This is a genomic window from Leifsonia sp. GW821-FHT13C09, assembly GCF_058806435.1.
This window is the reverse complement of record NZ_JBXAPS010000001.1, coordinates 102,108-120,528: the sequence shown is the minus strand read 5'-3', so window position 1 is coordinate 120,528 and position 18,421 is coordinate 102,108. Positions and strand designations below refer to the sequence as shown.

Annotated in this window: 18 protein-coding genes; 9 read left to right on the top strand and 9 right to left on the bottom strand. The window is 71.5% G+C overall.

Features of this window, described 5'->3' with window-relative positions; all coding sequences use genetic code 11:
* Positions 1 to 53 precede the first annotated feature (53 nt).
* A complete protein-coding gene (locus AC1ROW_RS00580; RefSeq protein WP_493016950.1) occupies positions 54 to 872 on the bottom strand; it encodes a Nif3-like dinuclear metal center hexameric protein in 819 nt (272 codons plus the stop codon).
* A gap of 153 nt (positions 873 to 1,025) precedes the next feature.
* Positions 1,026 to 3,407, bottom strand: a complete 2,382-nt coding sequence (locus AC1ROW_RS00575; RefSeq protein ID WP_493016949.1) for a purine-cytosine permease family protein — start codon at positions 3,405 to 3,407, stop codon at positions 1,026 to 1,028.
* 92 nt (positions 3,408 to 3,499) lie between these two features.
* Between AC1ROW_RS00575 and AC1ROW_RS00570 the strand changes: the two genes are divergently transcribed.
* Together AC1ROW_RS00570 and AC1ROW_RS00565 are read left to right on the top strand one after the other, a co-directional pair.
* Positions 3,500 to 4,309: a thymidylate synthase gene (locus AC1ROW_RS00570; protein ID WP_493016948.1), complete on the top strand. Its 810-nt coding sequence runs from the start codon at positions 3,500 to 3,502 to the stop codon at positions 4,307 to 4,309.
* A complete protein-coding gene (locus tag AC1ROW_RS00565; protein ID WP_493016947.1) occupies positions 4,306 to 4,821 on the top strand; it encodes a dihydrofolate reductase in 516 nt (171 codons plus the stop codon). The genes AC1ROW_RS00570 and AC1ROW_RS00565 overlap by 4 nt, the downstream gene beginning before the upstream one ends.
* Here the strand turns inward: AC1ROW_RS00565 and AC1ROW_RS00560 are convergent.
* Complete coding sequence (locus AC1ROW_RS00560) at positions 4,818 to 5,462, bottom strand: DUF1345 domain-containing protein (protein ID WP_493016946.1); 645 nt, start codon at positions 5,460 to 5,462, stop codon at positions 4,818 to 4,820. The two genes, AC1ROW_RS00565 and AC1ROW_RS00560, sit on opposite strands and share 4 nt — an antisense overlap.
* 61 nt (positions 5,463 to 5,523) lie before the next feature.
* Here AC1ROW_RS00560 and AC1ROW_RS00555 point away from each other — a divergent pair, with 61 nt between their 5' ends.
* Complete coding sequence (locus AC1ROW_RS00555; RefSeq protein WP_493016945.1) at positions 5,524 to 6,813, top strand: aspartate aminotransferase type Ic; 1,290 nt, start codon at positions 5,524 to 5,526, stop codon at positions 6,811 to 6,813.
* A 1-nt stretch (position 6,814) separates the two neighbouring features.
* On the top strand, positions 6,815 to 7,315 hold the full coding sequence (locus AC1ROW_RS00550; protein ID WP_493016944.1) for a GNAT family N-acetyltransferase: 501 nt from the start codon (positions 6,815 to 6,817) through the stop codon (positions 7,313 to 7,315).
* A 114-nt stretch (positions 7,316 to 7,429) separates the two neighbouring features.
* On the opposite strand, the gene AC1ROW_RS00545 is transcribed toward AC1ROW_RS00550, so the two are convergent.
* From AC1ROW_RS00545 to trpD, 5 genes are read right to left on the bottom strand one after another with little or no spacing between them, the layout of a single operon-like run.
* A complete protein-coding gene (locus AC1ROW_RS00545; RefSeq protein ID WP_493016943.1) occupies positions 7,430 to 8,956 on the bottom strand; it encodes a leucyl aminopeptidase in 1,527 nt (508 codons plus the stop codon).
* A gap of 1 nt (position 8,957) precedes the next feature.
* The gene (dhaM, locus tag AC1ROW_RS00540; RefSeq protein WP_493016942.1) at positions 8,958 to 9,674 is read right to left on the bottom strand and encodes a dihydroxyacetone kinase phosphoryl donor subunit DhaM; all 717 of its coding nucleotides are present in this window, start codon (positions 9,672 to 9,674) and stop codon (positions 8,958 to 8,960) included.
* Positions 9,671 to 10,303, bottom strand: coding sequence for a dihydroxyacetone kinase subunit DhaL (dhaL, locus tag AC1ROW_RS00535; protein WP_493016941.1), 633 nt, complete (start codon positions 10,301 to 10,303; stop codon positions 9,671 to 9,673). Before dhaL ends, dhaM begins: the two co-directional genes overlap by 4 nt.
* 51 nt (positions 10,304 to 10,354) lie before the next feature.
* Positions 10,355 to 11,356, bottom strand: a complete 1,002-nt coding sequence (gene dhaK, locus AC1ROW_RS00530) for a dihydroxyacetone kinase subunit DhaK (RefSeq protein WP_493016940.1) — start codon at positions 11,354 to 11,356, stop codon at positions 10,355 to 10,357.
* 25 nt (positions 11,357 to 11,381) lie between these two features.
* Complete coding sequence (gene trpD / locus AC1ROW_RS00525) at positions 11,382 to 12,431, bottom strand: anthranilate phosphoribosyltransferase (protein ID WP_493016939.1); 1,050 nt, start codon at positions 12,429 to 12,431, stop codon at positions 11,382 to 11,384.
* 132 nt (positions 12,432 to 12,563) lie between these two features.
* Here trpD and ctaE point away from each other — a divergent pair, with 132 nt between their 5' ends.
* From ctaE to AC1ROW_RS00500, 5 genes are all read left to right on the top strand, one after another.
* Positions 12,564 to 13,208, top strand: a complete 645-nt coding sequence (gene ctaE / locus AC1ROW_RS00520) for an aa3-type cytochrome oxidase subunit III (protein WP_493016938.1) — start codon at positions 12,564 to 12,566, stop codon at positions 13,206 to 13,208.
* 24 nt (positions 13,209 to 13,232) lie between these two features.
* Entirely contained in the window at positions 13,233 to 14,087 is an 855-nt protein-coding gene (qcrC, locus tag AC1ROW_RS00515) for a cytochrome bc1 complex diheme cytochrome c subunit (RefSeq protein WP_493016937.1), read from the top strand.
* Between the two features lie 44 nt (positions 14,088 to 14,131).
* Positions 14,132 to 15,205: a cytochrome bc1 complex Rieske iron-sulfur subunit gene (gene qcrA, locus AC1ROW_RS00510; protein ID WP_493016936.1), complete on the top strand. Its 1,074-nt coding sequence runs from the start codon at positions 14,132 to 14,134 to the stop codon at positions 15,203 to 15,205.
* Positions 15,202 to 16,821, top strand: a complete 1,620-nt coding sequence (qcrB, locus tag AC1ROW_RS00505; RefSeq protein WP_493016935.1) for a cytochrome bc1 complex cytochrome b subunit — start codon at positions 15,202 to 15,204, stop codon at positions 16,819 to 16,821. Before qcrA ends, qcrB begins: the two co-directional genes overlap by 4 nt.
* Positions 16,822 to 16,907: 86 nt before the next feature.
* On the top strand, positions 16,908 to 17,714 hold the full coding sequence (locus AC1ROW_RS00500; protein WP_493016934.1) for a methyltransferase domain-containing protein: 807 nt from the start codon (positions 16,908 to 16,910) through the stop codon (positions 17,712 to 17,714).
* Positions 17,715 to 17,996: 282 nt separating this feature from the next.
* Here AC1ROW_RS00500 and AC1ROW_RS00495 read toward each other — a convergent pair whose 3' ends face one another.
* Positions 17,997 to 18,419, bottom strand: a complete 423-nt coding sequence (locus AC1ROW_RS00495) for a cytochrome c oxidase subunit 4 (RefSeq protein ID WP_493016933.1) — start codon at positions 18,417 to 18,419, stop codon at positions 17,997 to 17,999.
* Positions 18,420 to 18,421 lie beyond the last annotated feature (2 nt).

Genomic DNA, 18,421 nt, shown 5'->3' with positions numbered 1-18,421 from the left:
CTCTGCTGTCTTCGTTCGGGCTGTGTTCGTTCGGGCTGTCGTCGTGCGGTCCATCATTGCAGGATCGCGAAATCCCAGGGGTCGGTGCGCAGCTCGCTGACGACGACCTCCACGCCGGGGAGCTCGCGGCGCAGCTGCTCGGCCGCGGTGTCGAGCCACAGCCACTCGCTCGCCCAGTGCGAGACGTCGAGGAGGGCGGGGCCGCCGCCGAGGACGGCCTGCTCGCGGGCCTCCGACGCGGGGTGGTGGCGCAGGTCGGCGGTGATGTAGACGTCGGCGCCGCGGACGGCCTCGCTGGCGAGCAGCGAGTCGCCGGCGCCACCGCAGACGGCGACACGGGAGACGGGCTGGTGGTAGTCGCCGGCCGCGCGGACTCCCCCGGCGGTCGGCGGCAGCAGGTCGGCGACCGCGCGGGCGAACGCGCCGAGCGTCGTCGGCTCGGCGAGCGTGCCGACCCGGCCGATCCCGGTGACGCCGTCGGACGCCGGGGCGATCGGCGCGGTGTCGCGGAGGCCGAGGGCGGCGGCGAGGACGGCGCTGGTGCCGTCGGCGACCACGTCGGCGTTCGTGTGCGCCGCGATCAGTGCGCAGTCGCTGCGGATCAGGGTGGCCAGCAGCGAGCCCTTGTAGCGGTCCTCGGCGACGGACGTCACGCCGCGCAGCAGCAGCGGGTGGTGGGCGATGAGCAGGTCGGCGTCGAGGCCCACGGCCTCGTCGACCGTTGAGGCCACGGCGTCCACCGAAAGGAGGATGCGCTCCACACTCGCGGCCGGGTCGCCGGACACGAGCCCCGGCGCGTCCCACCCCTCCGCACCGGCCAGTGGCCAGAGCGACTCGACGACCTCGCAGACGGAACGGAGAGTGTGCGGCACGCAGTAGAGCCTACGTGATCGAGCCCCGCCCGGGACCGGCCGGGTCGCGGCGGACTTCCGCACGACACGCCGCCCACCCGCAGCCGCCGGAGGACATGAGACCGATTTCGGGCCGAATCTCCTCCGCTGCCCGCGGGCCGTGGGAGGCGGGGGTCAGGCCTGCGCGGCCTCCTGCCTGCGCACTGCGCGCACGCCCGCGACCATCGGCGTCACCAGCCCGATGCCGAGCGCGAGCAGGACGCCGACGTTGCTCGTACCGATCCCGGCGTGCGGATCGGCGCCCAGCAGCCGGAACAGGTAGCCCTCCCAGGCCAGCCACGGCAGCGGCGAGCTGACGAAGCCGAGCCCGATCGCGCTCGCGACCACGAGCATTGTGAGGTTCAGCCAGCGCCAGTCCGGGTAGACGCCGCCGCGGTTCAGCAGGGAGACGTGGTGGAAGCGGCGCGTGCGCAGCATCATCTCGCCGGCGAACAGCCCCGACCAGGCCGCGACCGGCACGGACAGGGCGGTCGGGACGCCGCGGATGACCTCGTCCAGGTCGCTCACGGTGAGGGCGAGCACGACGCCAGCGGCCGCGATCACGGCGCCGACGACCACCGTGCTCCAGCGCCGGCCGATCCGCACGCCGAACGCGTCGAGGGTGAAGCCCCCGGAGTAGATCGTGAGCACCAGCGCGGAGACCAGGCTGAGCCCGACCGCCAGCAGCAACGGCACCGGATACCAGGCCGGGAGACCGAGCTGCACGAACCCTCCTACCGGGTCGCTGGCAAGCTCGGCGGCCAGGTGGGGGTCGGAGGCCGCGAGCAGGCCGCCGTAGGAGACGAGGACGAACGGCGGGACCCCGGCCCCGAACGTCGCCCACAGCATCCCGGCCGCGCCGGAGGAGCGCCGGCGCTGGTAGCGGGCGACCTCCGCGCTGCTCATCGCCCAGGCCAGCCCGACGTAGCTGAACACGAGGACGGCGCCGGTGACGACGTGCGTCCAGAGGGCGTCGGGCACGGCGAGCGCGCGGGACATGTCGACGTGCTGCCAGGTGGCGGCGATCGTCACGGCGATGAGCACCGCCGACGCGATCGTGAGCACGAGCTGGACGCGGGAGACCAGCCCGTAGCCGAAGAAGGCCACGACGCCGGCAGCGACGATCGTCACGATCAGCGCGACCGCGGTCGGGATAGCGGCGCCGTGCGACCAGCCTTCCGAGACGGCCAGCGAGCCGGCGGCCGACCCGGCCAGCCAGAGCAGCACGGCGCCCCAGAACAGCTTTGTGACCAGCGCGAGCACGGTCGGGAGGGCGTTGCCGCGCAGGCCGAAGGTGGCGCGCGACACGACCATCGTCGGCTGACCGCTCCACTTGCCGGCGAGCGTGCCGAGCCCGAGCGGGAGGAACGACAGCGCGACTCCGAACAGCGTCGCGACGAGGAGCTGGCGGAGGCTCAGCCCGAGCAGGAAGAGCGTCGCGCCGACGCCCACGCTGATCAGGGAGGAGGTGCCGGCGAACCAGAGCCAGAACAGCCGGGACGCGTGCCCCGCTCTCTGTTCGAGCGGGGTGGGCTCCAGATCCACGGACTCCGGGACGAACGCGGCGGGCGCGACCGGACCGGTGTGCGGGAGTGCGTCGTCGCCGGGCCGCGCAGCCGCGACCGGCGCGGGGCCGCTGCGCGTGTCGCCGCCGACGTGGCCGGGGGCGGCCGCGCTCGGGCCGAGATCCTGGGCGACCGACGGTGCGGGCTCCCCGGCGGCCTCGGCGGCCTCGGCGGTCTCGGCGGCTCCGGCGACCGGGGCGGTGAGCGCCACGGGGAGGGCGCCCGGGACCAGCGGGACGGGCTGGGACTCGCGCGGCGCGTACTCCTCGGGAACGAGGCCGAGCGGCTCGACGCGCGGTGCGGGAGTCGGCGGCTGCTCCGGCGCGGATGGCGCCACGTCGAGCGCGATCGTCGGGAACTTGGGCGGCGCGACCGGCGGCGGCGCCACCGGCGGCGTCGCCCCAGGCGGCTGCGACGCCGAGCGCTCCGGCGCCGGCTGCTCCGTCGTCGCTGGCTCCGGCGACACTGGCTCCGGCGCCACGGGCTGCGCCACGGCCGCCCCCACCCACGCGCTGTACGTCGGCTGCGGCCCCTCGTCCCGGCGCCGCGACGGGAGGTCGTCGAAGCTGATCAACTGCGTCGGCGGCCCGACCCAGTCGTCCTCCCCCTCGTCTCCCACGGCGTCCTCAGCGTCCCCGCCGACACCGTCCGCCGGCTCCCCCGCCATCGGGATCGCCGCCGTCGCCCGCGCCCGCAGCGCGTTCTGCAGATGCTGGATCGCCCCGGACGTGTCGTGGATCCGGAGGTCGGCGTTCACGATCGCCGTGACCTCGGCGTCGCTGAGGATCGCCGCACCGTCCCCCTGCGCGACAGGCGGCCCGGCCACGATCGGGATGGCCGCCGTCGCGCGGTCGACCTCCACCTGGAGGGCGTCGGCGAGCTCGTCGTCGCTGTGGCGTGCTCCGCCCGGCTCCGCGACGCCGCCGCCCTTCACGCCATCGGACCGCTCCATGCTCCGAGCCTACGACCCGAACGGTCGGCGGGTCAGGGGGCAACCGCGGGTCCAGCCCGCACGGGCGCCGCCGGAGAAGTACCATCGTCTCGATGAGCACGCCGATCCCGACTCCGTACGAAGACCTGCTGCGCGACGTCCTCGCGAACGGCAGCCACAAGTCCGACCGCACGGGCACCGGGACGCGCAGCGTCTTCGGCCGCCAGCTCCGGTTCGACCTCGCCGAAGGCTTCCCGCTGATCACCACCAAGCGGGTGCACTTCAAGTCCATCGCCTATGAGCTGCTGTGGTTCCTGCGCGGTGAGAGCAACGTCGGCTGGCTGCGCGACAACGGCGTCACGATCTGGGACGAGTGGGCCGACGAGCGCGGCGAGCTCGGCCCGGTCTACGGCGTGCAGTGGAGGTCGTGGCCGGCGCCCGACGGGACCCACATCGACCAGATCCAGCAGGTCATCGACACCCTGCGCCGGGACCCGGACTCCCGCCGGATCATCGTCTCCGCCTGGAACGTCGCCGCCATCCCGGACATGGCGCTCGCGCCGTGCCACGCGTTCTTCCAGTTCTACGTCGCTGACGGCCGGCTCTCCTGCCAGCTCTACCAGCGCAGCGCGGACATGTTCCTCGGCGTCCCGTTCAACATCGCCAGCTACGCCCTGCTCACGCTGATGGTCGCCCAGCAGGTCGGCCTCGAGCCGGGCGAGTTCGTCTGGACCGGCGGCGACTGCCACATCTACGACAACCACGTCGAGCAGGTGACCGAGCAGCTCACGCGCGATCCCTATCCCGCGCCGACACTGCGGTTCGCCCGGAAGCCGGAGAGCATCTTCGACTACCGCTACGAGGACTTCGTGGTGGAGGACTACCAGCACCACCCCGCGATCCGCGCGGCCGTGGCCGTATGACGCTCGCCCGGAGCGGCACGCTCGCCCTGATCTGGGCCCAGGCCCACGACCGTGTGATCGGCGCCGGCGGCGTCATGCCGTGGCACCTGCCCGAGGACCTCAAGCACTTCCGCGAGCTGACCGACGGCGACCCGGTGATCATGGGCCGCCGCACCTGGGAGTCGCTGCCGGAGCGGTTCCGGCCCCTCCCCGGCCGGGCGAACGTCGTCGTGACGCGCGAGCCGGCGTATGAGGCTCCCGGCGCGGAGGTCGTCCACTCGCTCGACCGCGCGCTCAGCGCCGGCGGCGACGGCACCGTGTGGGTCATGGGCGGCGCCGAGCTCTACACGCAGTCCCTGCCGCTGGCCGACCGGGTCGAGGTGACCGAGATCGACCTCGCCGTGGCGGGCGACACGTTCGCACCCGCCCTCGGCCCCGAGTGGCGTGGCGACCCCGGCCCGTGGCTGGAGGCCGCGAACGGGATGCGCTACCGCTTCGTCCGCTACGAGCGCGACGACCAGGCCGGGCGCTAGGTCAGCCCCGCCACCAGGTTCACGGTCGCGCCGACGATGACCGTGCCGAACACGTACGACAGCAGCGTGTGGCGGATGATCGTCCGGCGCAGATACGAGCTCGTGATATCCGTGTCCGACACCTGGAACGTCATCCCGAGCGTGAACGAGAGGTAGGCGAAGTCGCTGTACTGCGGCGGCTCCTTCTGGTTGAAGTCGACGCCGCCGTCCCTGCGGTAGTAGATCCGCGCGTAGCGCAGCGTGTAGAGCGTGTGGACGAGCACCCACGACAGCGCGATGCTCACGATCGCGAGCAGGGCGACCGCGAGCTGCGCGCCGCCCTTGAGACTCCGCGCCTCGACGAGCACCCACACGACCGCGAACACGCTCACCAGCGCCGTGATGGTCAGCACCAGGTCAACGGTCCGCCGGCCCGGGTCCTCCAGCGTCGCGTGGCTGCGCGTCTGGCCCGCATCCATGCGCCAGACCGTCGACCAGACCCACACGACGTAGATCAGGCACGCCGCCGCCCAGCCGGTGAGGAGCGCGTGGTGCAGCACCTCGAAGAAGGCGGCCACTACGGCGACCGCAATGCCGACCCCCAGGGCCACGTACAGCTTCACGCGGGTGTGCCCGCGTCCGCGCTTCAGATCGTCCGTCACACAACGGATGTTCGCACGTCGTACCAGGACGCCGACGTCAGCGCGCCGGTACGATCGGTTTGTGACCACCGCTCCCGCACCTCTCGCAGACCTCGACACCGAAGCGCTCCGCGCCGCGCACGCCGATTTCGCGCGCGCCTACGACGAGCTGAAGGCCGCCGGCCTCGCGCTCGACATCACGCGCGGCAAGCCGTCAGCCGAGCAGCTCGACCTCTCGAACGACCTCCTGCACCTCCCCGACGGGTCCTACCGCGACGCCGCGGGCACGGACCTGCGCAACTACGGCGGCCCGAACGGCCTCCCCGAGCTGCGGGCGATCTTCGCGGACGCGCTGCGGGTGCCGGTCGCGCAGCTCCTCGCGCTCGGGAACTCCAGCCTCACGGTCATGCACGACAGCGTCGCGCAGGCGCTGCTGCACGGCGTCCCGGGCGGCGACCTGCCCTGGGGCCACCAGTCGATCAGTTTCCTCGCGCCGGTGCCGGGCTACGACCGGCACTTCACGATCTGCGAGCGATTCGGCATCCGGATGATCGCGGTGCCGATGAACGACGACGGGCCGGACATCGCGACGATCGAGACGCTGCTGGCGACGGACGACAGCATCAAGGGCATGTGGTGCGTGCCGGTGTATTCCAACCCGACCGGCGCGGTCTACAGCGAGGAGGTCGCCCGTGCGCTGGTGTCGCTGCCCGCGGCGCCCGATTTCCGGCTGTTCTGGGACAACGCCTATGTCGTCCACCACCTCAGCGACGATCGCCCGGAGCCGATCGACATCCTGGCGCTGGCCGCCGAGGCGGGCAACCCGGACCGCCCGCTGATCTTCGCCTCCACCTCCAAGGTGACCTTCCCGGGGGCGGGCGTCGCGTTCATCGGCGCTTCGGAGGCCAACATCGCCTGGTTCCAGCACAACTCGGCGGCGCAGAGCATCGGCCCGGACAAGATCAACCAGCTCCGTCACGTGCAGTTCCTCCGCGACCAGGAGGGCCTGGCGGCTCACATGGAGAAGCACCGCGCGATCCTGGAGCCCAAGTTCGCCGCGGTCGACGAGGCCTTCCGCGCCCGGCTGGAGCCGTGGGGCGCCGGCGCCTGGAACGCGCCGCACGGCGGCTACTTCGTGAGCCTGGACGTGCTCGACGGCTGCGCCAAGCGGGCCGTCCAGCTCGCCAAGGAGGCGGGCATCGCGGTGACGCCGGCCGGGGCGACCTTCCCGTACGGCGAGGACCCGCGCGACGCGAACATCCGCATCGCGCCGACCTTCCCGCCGCTGGCGGAGCTCCGGGCGGCGCTCGACGGACTCTGCACGGCGATCCTGCTGGCCGAGACCGAGGCGCTGCTGGCCGAACGGAACTGACATGACGGCCTGGGTCGTCCGCCCGAGCGTCGAGGCCGACTGGACCGCCTACCGCGCGATCCGGCTGGAGATGCTGGAGGACACGCCCATCGCGTTCCTCGAGACGCTGGCGGACGCCCGGGCCCACTCCGACGAGCACTGGCGGCGGCGCGCGGCGAACGCGTCGCCGAGCAGCAGGCTGTTCGCCGCGGTCGCGTCCGACGGACGCTGGCTGGGCACGATGGGCGGCTTCCACGCGTCCGGCTCCCGCGACCCGCACCTGGTCGGCGTGTACGTCACGCCGGCCCTGCGCGGACGGGAGCACGGCGTCACCGACGCACTGCTCGACGCGGTCGTCGACTGGGCGCGCCTCCGCTCGGGGCGACTGCTGCTGGAGGTCCACGAGCACAACGCGGCGGCGATCCGCTACTACGAGCGGCGCGGGTTCGCCTTCACGGGCCGCACGCAGCCGTACCCGCTCGACCGCACAGCCCTGGAGCTGGAGATGGCGGCCGACCTGTAGTCGACACCGGGGGCGGTGGGAGCGGAGGAGATCCGGCCGCGCAAGCGGCGTGTCGGCAGTGAGCGGAGGACATCCGGGCTCGGGGGGTGGCCGAACTCCTCCGTTGGCGGCGGGTCAGCGGCGGAAGCGGAGGGCGAGCTCGGTGAGGAGGCGGGCGCCGAAGCCGGTCGCGCCCTTGGAGCGCCAGGCGTCGTCGCTGTCGGCGTTCATGGTGCCCGCGATGTCGAGGTGCGCCCACGGCGTCTCGCCGACGAACTCCTTGAGGAAAAGCGCGGCCGTCGTCGCGCCCGCGTAGGGCCCGCCGACATTGGCGATGTCGGCGATGTCGGAGTCCAGCAGCTTCCGGTAGGCGGTCTCCAGCGGAAGCTGCCAGACCTTCTCATCGGTGCTGCGGGAGGCCGTCACGATCGCGTCGGCCAGTCCCTGGTCGGACGCGAACAGCGCCGCCCGGGCCGGCCCGAGCGCCAGCAGCGCCCCGCCCGTGAGGGTCGCGATGTCCACGACGGCGTCGGGCTCCTCCTCCGTGGCGAGGACGAGGCCGTCCATCAGCACCAGGCGACCCTCGGCGTCCGTGTTCTTGACCTCGACGGTCGTTCCGCCGCGCGCGGTGAGCACGTCACCAAGCTTGTATGCCGAGCCGGAGGGCATGTTGTCGGTGCACATCAGGAACGCCGTGACCATCGTCGTGCAGCCGAGGTCCTGGAGGCTGGACAGCGCCCCGAAGATCGCCGCGGCGCCGCCCATGTCCATCTTCATCAGCAGGTGCATCGGGTCGGACGGCTTCAGGCTGATGCCGCCGGAGTCGTACATGATGCCCTTGCCGACGAACGCCAGGTGCCCGGTCGGCTCGCCGTCCGGGACGTAGCGGAGCCGGATCATCCGCGGCTCCTCCGCGCTGCCGGCGTTGACGCCGAGCAGGCCGCCGCAGCCGAGCTCGACGAGCTGCTGCCGGTCGAAGACCTCCACCTCCAGGCCGAAGTCGCCCGCCAGCTCCTCGGCGAGCGTGCCGAAGTCGGTGGCGGTCAGGTGGCCGGGCGGGGTGTTGGCGAGGTCGCGGGCGAGGGCGGCGCCGCGTGCGGCGACGGCACCGGCGGGCAGGCCCTCGGCCACGGCTGAGGACGGCGCCTCGTCCACGACCACTTCGAGTCGGGTGAGCTCGGTGACGGTCGGCGCCGACTTCAGCTCGGTGTACCGGTAGCGGCCGAGCAGCACGCCCTCGGCCACGACCTGGCCGACCCTCTCGGGAGGAACGGCCCCGGTGTCGGACAGGCGCAGCCCGAGCGCGGCCGAGGACGACGCCGAACGAGCGAAAGTGGCGGCGAGATCGCGGATGGTGTCGGCGGTGATGTCCTCGGGGTCGCCCGCGCCGACCGCGTAGAGCAGCGGGACGGCCTCTGTCGGGATCAGCAGGGTCTGGCCTGCCTTGCCTTCGAACCCGGCGCGGGCGAGCGCGTCCCGGTCGAGGCCGAGGTCGGCGTCGACCGGACCCTCCGTGCCGACCGCGATCCCGATCGCGTCGAGTCCCTCTTCCTCGCCCCGCGCGAACGACGTCACCGCTTCGAAGCCGACGACCCGCTCCGGGCGGTACGACGGGACCGGGGTGAACGACGACGGGATGAGGCTGCGCACCGCCGATGTCATGTCAGACCTCCCCGAATCCGCTCTCGACCAGGTCGACCAGAGCGTCCACCGCCGCCTCGCCCTCGCTGTCCGGGGACCCGATGGAGGCCGTCGCGCCGGCGGTGAGCCCGAGGGACATCACGCCGAGCAGGCTCTTGGCGTCCTTGCCGTTCACGGTCAGCTTCACCGGGAAGGTGTTGGCGAGCTTGACGAACTCGGCGGCCGGCCGGGCGTGGAGACCCTGCGGGTTGCGCACGAGCACCTCGCGCGTGTAGCCGTCCGCGCCTCGCGTGCCGGCCGGAGCGGGAGCGGTGTCGGCCGCCGCCGGGGGCGCCGGCTCGGTCTCGGCCCACGCCGACCGCGCGCCCTCCACCGCGGCCGCGACCCCCGCGAGGTCGGCGCCGGTCTCCGCGGCCACGGCCGCGGCGACGCCGCCCTCCACGAAGGGCCCGTCGACGACGCGCACGCGGGCGCGCTCATCCTCCGGCAGCATGTCGAGCACCGTCTCCGCGGTCAGCAGCGCCGAGCCCAGGTCGCTGACGACCACGACGCCGGAGCCCTGGTCGGCCTCCCCCACCGCGGTCATCACCTTGCCGAAGCTGGTGCCGATCCCGTCGTCGTCGGTGCCGCCCGCGGCCAGCAGCGTCACCGACGGCGCCATCTGCCCGGCGAGGGCGACGGCGCCGGCGGCGAGCTGCGAGCTGTGCGAGACGAAGACGAGCCCGACGCGGCCGGTCATCCGGCCGCCTCGACGGCGGCCCGCAGGATCAGGGCCGTCGACTGCGCGCCCGGGTCCCTGTGGCCGGCGGACCGCTCGCCCAGGTAGCTGGCGCGGCCCTTGCGGGCGACCAGCGGGATCGTGGCGTCCGACCCCTGCTCGGCCGCCGCGGCCGCCGCGTCGAGGATCGCCGCCGGGTCGGACCCCGCGGCGAGCGCGGCAGAGGCCGCCTCCACCGCGGGCGTCCAGGCGTCGACCATCGTCTTGTCGCCGGACTCCGCCTTGCCGCGGGACACGATCCCGTCGCGCGCGGCCGTGAGCAGCGCGACCAGGGTCTCCCCGTCGATCGCGTCCGCCGCGCCGACCGGTTCGGCCGCCTTGAGGAAGGCCGTCCCGTACAGCGGGCCGGACGCGCCGCCGACCGTGGAGATCAGGGTCATCGCGATCGAGCGCAGCGCCGCGGACGGCGTCGCGTCGGCGGGCAGCTTCGCGAGCGCGTCCACGGACGCGCGCATCCCGCGGTCCATGTTCTCGCCGTGATCGCCGTCGCCGATCTCCCGGTCGAGCGTGTTCAGCTCACCCTTGTGCTCGCCCACGGTCGTCGCCGCGGCCGAGATCCAGGAGGTGACCCAGTTCGTGTCCAGCGCCATCAGCGCATCCTTCCTCGTGTCGTGTCATCCGGTGTGTGAGCGTACGCCGGCTCACACGCCCCAGCGGAGTGCGGCGGTGTGCACCGGCGCGTCCCACAGGGTGGTCAGCTCGTCGTCCAGCTTCAGCACCGAGATCGAGGCGCCCTGCATCTCCAGCGAGGTGACGTAGTTCCCGACCAGCGACCGGCCGAGGACGATCCCCTTCTCGTCGAGAATCTCCGCCGCGCGCCGGAACAGGATGTAGAGCTCCGAGAGCGGGGTGCCGCCCATGCCGTTGACGAACAGCAGCACGGTGTCGCCCGACGAGAACGGCAGGTCCGAGAGGATCGCGTCCATCATCCGGTCGACCAGCCGGTCGGCGGGCTCGAGCTTGATGCGCTCGCGGCCCGGCTCGCCGTGGATGCCGACGCCGAACTCGATCTCGTCCTCGGGAAGCACGAAGCCGGGCTCGCCCGCGTGCGGGACGGTCCCGTCGGTCAGCGCGAGGCCGATCGAGCGCACGTTCGCGTTGACCTTCTCGGCCACCGCGGTGACGGCGTCGAGGTCGTCGCCCCGGTCGGCCGCGGCTCCCGCGATCTTCTCCACCAGCACGGTGCCGGCGACGCCGCGGCGGCCCGCGGTGTAGAGGGAGTCCTGGACGGCGACGTCGTCGTTGGTGACGACGGCCCGCACCGTGATACCCTCGGCGCCCACCAGATCGGCGGCCGTCTCGAAGTTCAGCACGTCCCCCGTGTAGTTCTTGACGATGTGGAGCACGCCCGCACCGCCGTCCGCGGCCTTGGTGGCCTCCACGATCGGGATCGGCGTCGGCGAGGTGAAGACCTCACCCGGAACCGCGGCGTCGAGCATGCCCTTGCCCACGAAGCCGGCGTGCAGCGGCTCGTGGCCGCTGCCTCCACCGCTGACCAGGCCGACCTTGCCGCGCACCGGGCCGTCGGCCCGGGAGACGAAGCGGGGGTCCTGCGACACCGTGACGATGTCCGCGTGAGCCCGTCCGAACCCCGCGAGGGACTCGGTCACGACGTCGGGTACGTCGTTGATGAGCTTCTTCATCGAAAACCCTTCCTTCCACTTGCTGTCAGTGCGTCGCCTCGACCCATTCCTCGAGCTTCGCGGCCGCAGCCCCGGAGTCGATCGCCTGGGCGGCGACCGCCATGTGCGAACGGAACCGATCCAGGATGGACACCTGGACCCTCGACGGGTCGGACGCGAGCTCGTAGGACACGAGCCCGGCCGCCGCGTTGAGCAGGACGATGTCGCGCACGGGGCCCTCCTGGCCCGCGAGCACGGCACGCACGACAGCCGCGTTGTACGCGGCGTCCTTCCCGAGCAGGTCCTCGATCCTGGCGCGCGGGATGCCCAGATCGCGCGGATCGATGTCGTGCTCGGTGACGAGGCCCCTGGAGACCTCCCAGACGTGGCTGTGACCGGTGGTCGACAGCTCGTCGAGGCCGTCGTCGCCGCGGAAGACCAACGCGGTCGCGCCGCGGGTCTGGAACACGCCGACGATCAGCGGGATGCGGTCGAGCGTCGCGACGCCGACCGCTGACGCCTCGGGGCGCGCCGGGTTGCACAGCGGCCCGAGGAAGTTGAACACGGTCGGCACGCCGAGCTGCGACCGCACCGGCCCGGCGTTGGCGAACCCCGGGTGGAAGGCGCTCGCGAACGCGAAGGTGATCCCGGTGCTCCTCAGCACCTCGGCGACACGCTCCGGCGGCAGCGTCAGGTCGATGCCGAGCGCCGCCAGCACATCGGACGATCCGGACGACGAGCTGGCCGCCCTGTTGCCGTGCTTGATGACGGGCACGCCCGTGGCCGCGGCGACGATGGAGGCCGTGGTCGAGACGTTCACGGTGCCGAACCGGTCGCCGCCGGTGCCGACGATGTCGAGCGCCATCGGGTCCACCGGCAGCGGGACCGCGTGGTCGAGGATGGCGTCGCGGAAGCCCACGATCTCGTCGACGGTCTCGCCCTTGGCCCGCAGAGCGATGAGGAAAGCGGCGAGCTGGGCCTCCGTGGCCTCGCCCGTCATGACCTGGTCCATCGCCCACGCCGCGTCCGCCACACTCAGGTCCTCGCGGGCGAGGAGGGAGGTGAGCACGGACGACCAGGACTGCATTTCCGTCATACAGCGATCCTATGGGGAGGCGACACGCCACGGGGAGCCGCCCGTTTGTACCAGGTGAACGCCGGTCCGTAACCGAATCGGAGCAGATTCCTGCCATTCAGGTGAGAAAACCACGGCTTCTTTTCAGCCATAATGGGAACTGTGACGAGCACCTCCATTTCCCCTGCAACGAGTGCGCCGGCGATCAACCGGCCCAATGTCGTGGCCGTCGGCACGATCGTCTGGCTCGGCTCCGAGGTGATGTTCTTCGCGGGTCTCTTCGCGATCTACTTCACGCTCAAGTCGACGTCGCCCGGTCTGTGGGCAGCCGAGACGGCGCACCTCAACGTCCCGTACGCGCTCACCAACACGATCATCCTCGTGCTGAGCTCGGTGACCTGCCAGATGGGCGTCTTCGCAGCGGAGCGGCTCCAGCCGCGCCACTCGGCCGGCGTGCTGAAGTTCTGGAAGTGGGGCATGGTCGAGTGGTTCGCCCTCTCCTACATCATGGGCGCCGTCTTCGTCTCGGGCCAGGTCCTCGAGTACGCCACGCTCGTCTCCGAGGGCATCTCGCTCGACGCCAACGCCTATGGCTCCGCCTTCTATCTGACGACCGGCTTCCACGCCCTCCACGTCACCGGCGGCCTCATCGCCTTCCTCCTCGTCATCGGCCGCGCCTTCGCGGTCAAGACCTTCGGCCACAAAGAGGCCACGAGCGCCATCGTCGTGTCGTACTACTGGCACTTCGTCGACGTCGTGTGGATCGGACTGTTCGCGGTCATCTACATCATCCGATAGATCAACAGGAGCTGACCTCACCTCATGCGTCCCCGCGTCCCCGGCACCCAGAAGTCCCGCGCAGCAGCGCCCTCGCGTAACGCGAAGGCCGCGCGCAAGACCGGTCGCCGCCACCCGCTCGCCACCGTCGCCCTGCTCGCCATCGGCCTCGGCCTGACCGGCGGAGCCTACGCCGCGTTCACCACCACCACGGCCTCCGCCGAGACCCCGCAGGCCCAGACGGCCTCGACGTCGTCGGTCTCGCAGGGCGAGAAGCTCTTCCAGGCCAACTGCGCCACCTGCCACGGCATGGACGCCCAGGGCACGGTCAACGCGCCGTCCCTGATCGGCGTCGGCGCCGCCGCGGTCGACTTCCAGGTCGGCACCGGCCGCATGCCCATGCAGATGCAGGGCCCGCAGGCCGAGCAGAAGCCGGTCCAGTTCTCGAACGAAGAGGTCGCGGCCCTGGCCGACTACGTCGCCTCGCTCGCTCCCGGGCCGTCGATCCCCGAGCAGAAGTACCTCGATGGCAAGGGCAACGCCGCCAACGGCGCCCAGCTGTTCCGGATCAACTGCGCGATGTGCCACAACGTCGCCGGCGCCGGTGGCGCCCTCACCGAGGGCAAGTACGCCCCGCCGCTCACCGGTGTCAGCGCCAAGCACATCTACGAGGCCATGATCACGGGCCCGCAGAACATGCCGGTCTTCAACGACCTGAACATCACGCCCCAGGGCAAGGCCGACATCATCACGTACCTCAAGTACATCCAGAACAACCCGTCCCCGGGCGGCATCGAGCTCGGCTCGCTCGGCCCGGTGGCCGAGGGACTCTTCCTCTGGATCTTCGGTCTGGGCGCCATCGTCGCCCTGACCGTGTGGATCACGGCGAAGTCCAACTGACCGTTCTGTCGTACTTGTAGAAGCACAGCGTAAGAAGGAGAACAATGGCACAGGACGAGAACGGCGGTCACGAGCTGACGCCAGCCAGTTCGTCGGCCGTCGACGTGCACCGGACCGGCGACCCCGGAACGGCGGTGGTCATCCGCGACGCCGTGGAGAACCCCGGCTTCCCGCCGCACCGGCCCCGGGTGACCGACCTCGACCCCCGCAAGGAACGGCGCGCCGAGCGCACCGTCTACACGCTGTTCTACCTGTCGATCGCGGGCTCGGTCTGGGCGGTCGCCGCCTACATGGCGTTCCCGATCAACGACAACGACCCGGGTTCGGTCCGCCTGAACAACCTGTTCATCGGCATCGGCATCACGCTGGCCCTCCTCGCGATCGGCATCGGCGCTGTGCACTGGGGCAAGGCCCTCATGCACGAGAAGGAGGGCGTCGACCTTCGCCACCCGGTGCGCGGCTCCGAGCAGACCACCGAGCGGGCCGCGGAGATCTTCCGCCAGGCCGACGAGGAGTCCGGCTTCAACCGCCGGGTCCTGATCCGCAACAGCCTCATCGGCGCGCTGATCGCCTTCCCCCTGCCCGGCATCGTCCTCTTCCGCGGTCTCGCGCCGCAGGGCCAGGACCCGGCCGAGCTGCTGTCGCAGACCATGTGGGCCAAGGGCATCCGCCTCACCCGCGACCCGTCCGGCACCCCGATCAAGGCCTCCGACGTCACGCTCGGCAGCGCCTTCCACGTCATCCCCGAGGGCCTCAACGACGCCCCCGACATGCTGGAGCAGAAGGCCAAGGCGGCCGTCCTGCTCATGCGCCTCAAGCCCGAGGACCTGCACGTGTCCAAGGGCCGCGAGAACTGGAACTACGACGGCATCGTCGCCTACTCCAAGATCTGCACGCACGTCGGGTGCCCCGTGGCGCTCTACGAGCAGCAGACCCACCACCTGCTGTGCCCGTGCCACCAGTCGCAGTTCGACATCACGCACGAGGCGCAGGTCATCTTCGGACCGGCGAAGCGGCCTCTGCCGCAGCTGCCGATCACCGTTGACGCCGACGGTTACCTGGTCGCCCGCAGCGACTTCCACGAGCCCGTCGGCCCGAGTTTCTGGGAGCGTCATTGACCACCTCGACCGCCGCAGCCCCTGCGGCACCCGCCACGGCCAAGAGCGGCGGCTTCACCGCCGCCGCCGCCAACTACATCGAGGACCGCACCAGCATCTCGGGCGCGGTCAAGGAGTTCGGGCGCAAGATCTTCCCGGACCACTGGTCCTTCCTGCTCGGTGAGGTCGCCCTCTACAGCTTCATCGTCATCCTGCTGACCGGAACGTTCCTGACGTTCTTCTTCCAGGCGTCGATGGCGGAGGTCGTCTACAACGGCTCGTACGTGCCGCTCAAGGGCATCCACATGTCCGCGGCGATGGAGTCCACCCTCAACATCTCGTTCGAGGTCCGCGGCGGCCTGCTCGTGCGCCAGATCCACCACTGGGCGGCGCTGCTGTTCGTGGCCGCGATCGGCCTGCACATGCTCCGCATCTTCTTCACGGGCGCGTTCCGCAAGCCGCGCGAGCTGAACTGGGTGATCGGCTTCACGCTGTTCATCCTGGCGATGGCCGAGGGCTTCACCGGCTACTCGCTCCCGGACGACCTGCTCTCGGGCAACGGCCTCCGGATCATCGACGGTCTGATCAAGGGTCTCCCCGTCGTCGGCACCTGGATCTCGTTCCTGCTCTTCGGCGGCGAGTTCCCCGGCACCGCGATCGTCGGACGCCTCTACACGCTGCACATCCTGCTCCTGCCCGCTCTGGTGGTCGCCTTCATCGCGCTGCACCTGGTGTTCGTGGTCGTCCACAAGCACACGCAGTACGCCGCTCCCGGCCGCACGCAGGGCAACGTCGTCGGCTACCCGGTCCTGCCGGTGTACGCGGCGAAGGCCGGCGGCTTCTTCTTCATCGTGTTCGGTGTCGTCGCGCTCATGGCGTCGTTCTTCACCATCAACCCGATCTGGAACTACGGCCCGTACGACCCCTCCCCTGTGTCCGCCGGCACCCAGCCGGACTGGTACATCGGCTTCGCGGACGGCGCGCTGCGTCTCGTCCCGCCGGGCTGGGAGTTCGTCTGGCTGAACCGCACCTGGTCGTTCAACATCATCGTCCCGGTCGCCATCCTCGGTCTCTTCATCGTGACCGTGATGATCTACCCCTTCATAGAGGCGTGGGTCACCGGCGACAAGCGCGAGCACCACATCCTGGACCGTCCGCGCAACGCGGCCACCCGCACGGCCATCGGCGCCGCCGGCGTGACCTTCTACGCGGTGTTCTGGGCGGCGGCCTCGTCGGACATCATCGCGACGCACTTCAAGCTCACGATGGAGGGCGTCATCCACACCCTCCAGGCGCTGCTCTTCGTCGGCCCGGTTGTGGCGTACTTCCTCACCAAGCGCATCTGCATCGCGCTGGCGAAGAAGGACCGCTCGATCGCGCTGCACGGCTACGAGACCGGCCGCATCGTGAAGCTCCCCGGTGGCGAGTTCATCGAGGTGCACGAGCAGCTCAGCGACTACGAGCGCTGGCGCCTGATCAGCTACGAGGCCTACGAGCCGCTGATGATCCGCCCGAACAAGCGCGGCAAGATCACGGCAGGCACGCGCATGCGCGCCAGCCTCTCCCGCTGGTTCTTCGAGGACCGGCTGGTGCCGCCGACCCGCGCGGAGCTCGAGTCGGGCCACGGCCACCACTGATCCACTGTGAGAGCGCCGGTGCAGTCTCTGCACCGGCGCTTTCGCGTATCCGCGTCCCCTCGCTCCCGCCCCTTCCGGAGGCCGCTGTGACCGACCTGACCCGCCTGGCGTCGTGGCTGCGCTGTCCCGTCTGCGCAGCCGACCTGGAGCCCGTGGACCGCCTCACCCTGGGTTGCGCGTCCGCGCACCGTCACGACGTCAACAAGCGCGGCTACGTCTCGCTGCTCGGCGGCGGGACCAAGTTCGTCGGCGACACGGCCGAGATGCTGGACGCCCGCGACGCGGTGCTGGAACGAGGCGCCTACGCGCCGATCGCCGCCGCGCTGACGGCCGCCGTCGCCCCTGCCGGGCGCGTCCTGGACGCCGGCGCCGGCACCGGCTACTACCTGCGCGCCGTCCTGGCGGCCTCGCCCGACGCGGTCGGCCTGGCGATGGACCTCTCCCCTGCCGCCGTGGCCCGCGCCGTGCGCTCCTCCCCGGACATCGACGGCCTGGTCGCGGACACCTGGCGACCGCTCCCGGTGCGCTCGCACAGCGTCGACGCGGTGCTGGACGTGTTCGCGCCGCGCAACCTCGCAGAGTTCCACCGCGTGCTGCGGCCGGGCGGCACGCTCGCCGTCGTGGTGCCGCGCACCGACCACCTCGCGTCCCTGCGGTCAGCGGGTGGAATGCTCGACATCCCCACCGACAAGGCGGAGGACGTCATCGCCGCCGCAGACGCGCTGTACGCCCCGCTGGCGTGCGAACATGTCGGCTACGACCTCGCGCTCGACGACGACCTCCGGCGCGCCCTGGCGGGCATGGGGCCGTCTGCGCGCCACGCGGCGGCCGCGCCCGCCGAGGCGGCCTCCACGACCGTCTCCGTCGACGTGCTCACCTTCACCCCGCGCTGACGCACCGCCCGCCGGCACGACAGGGGCCCCAACACGCCGCCCTCACGGCGGCCTAGCTGCGTGCTGCCACCCCCTGCGTGCATCCGCCTGGCAGAACACGCCGTCACGCCAGCCGCCTCCGCGGCATGTCCTGCCACCTCGTTGGCGAGAGGGGCATCAGCCTGGCAGAACACGCCGTCACGACGGCCGCGTGCGCGGCATGTCCTGCCATCTTGTTGGCGTAGGGGACGCGACGAGGGCCGCCTCCCAGTGGGAGGCGGCCCTCGGACGGCTCAGCGCGGGTCAGCGCGCGAAGTAGCCGCGGTAGTACTCGTAGACCCAGCCGACGATGCAGACGATGCTGAAGGCCACGCCGATGAAGCAGATCCAGAAGCCGACCGCGAGGCCCAGCATGACCAGCGCGGCGCCGGTCGCGAGGGCGACGGGCCACCAGCTCCACGGGGAGAAGTGGCCGAGCTCCGGGTCGCCGTCGTCGATGTTCGCGTCGAGGCGGTCCTCCGGCAGCTCGCCGCCCTGGGCGGAGTGCGAGCGGCCCACGTAGAACGCGATGAACGCGGCCAGGATGGCGCTGAGCGTCAGCGCCACGGTGCCGACCCACTCGACCTTCAGGTGCATCGGGTCGAGCAGGCTCCACAGCGTGTAGACGATCGCCGAGAGGATGAAGAAGACCGACAGGATCCAGAAGAGGATGGAATTGGCTCTCATGG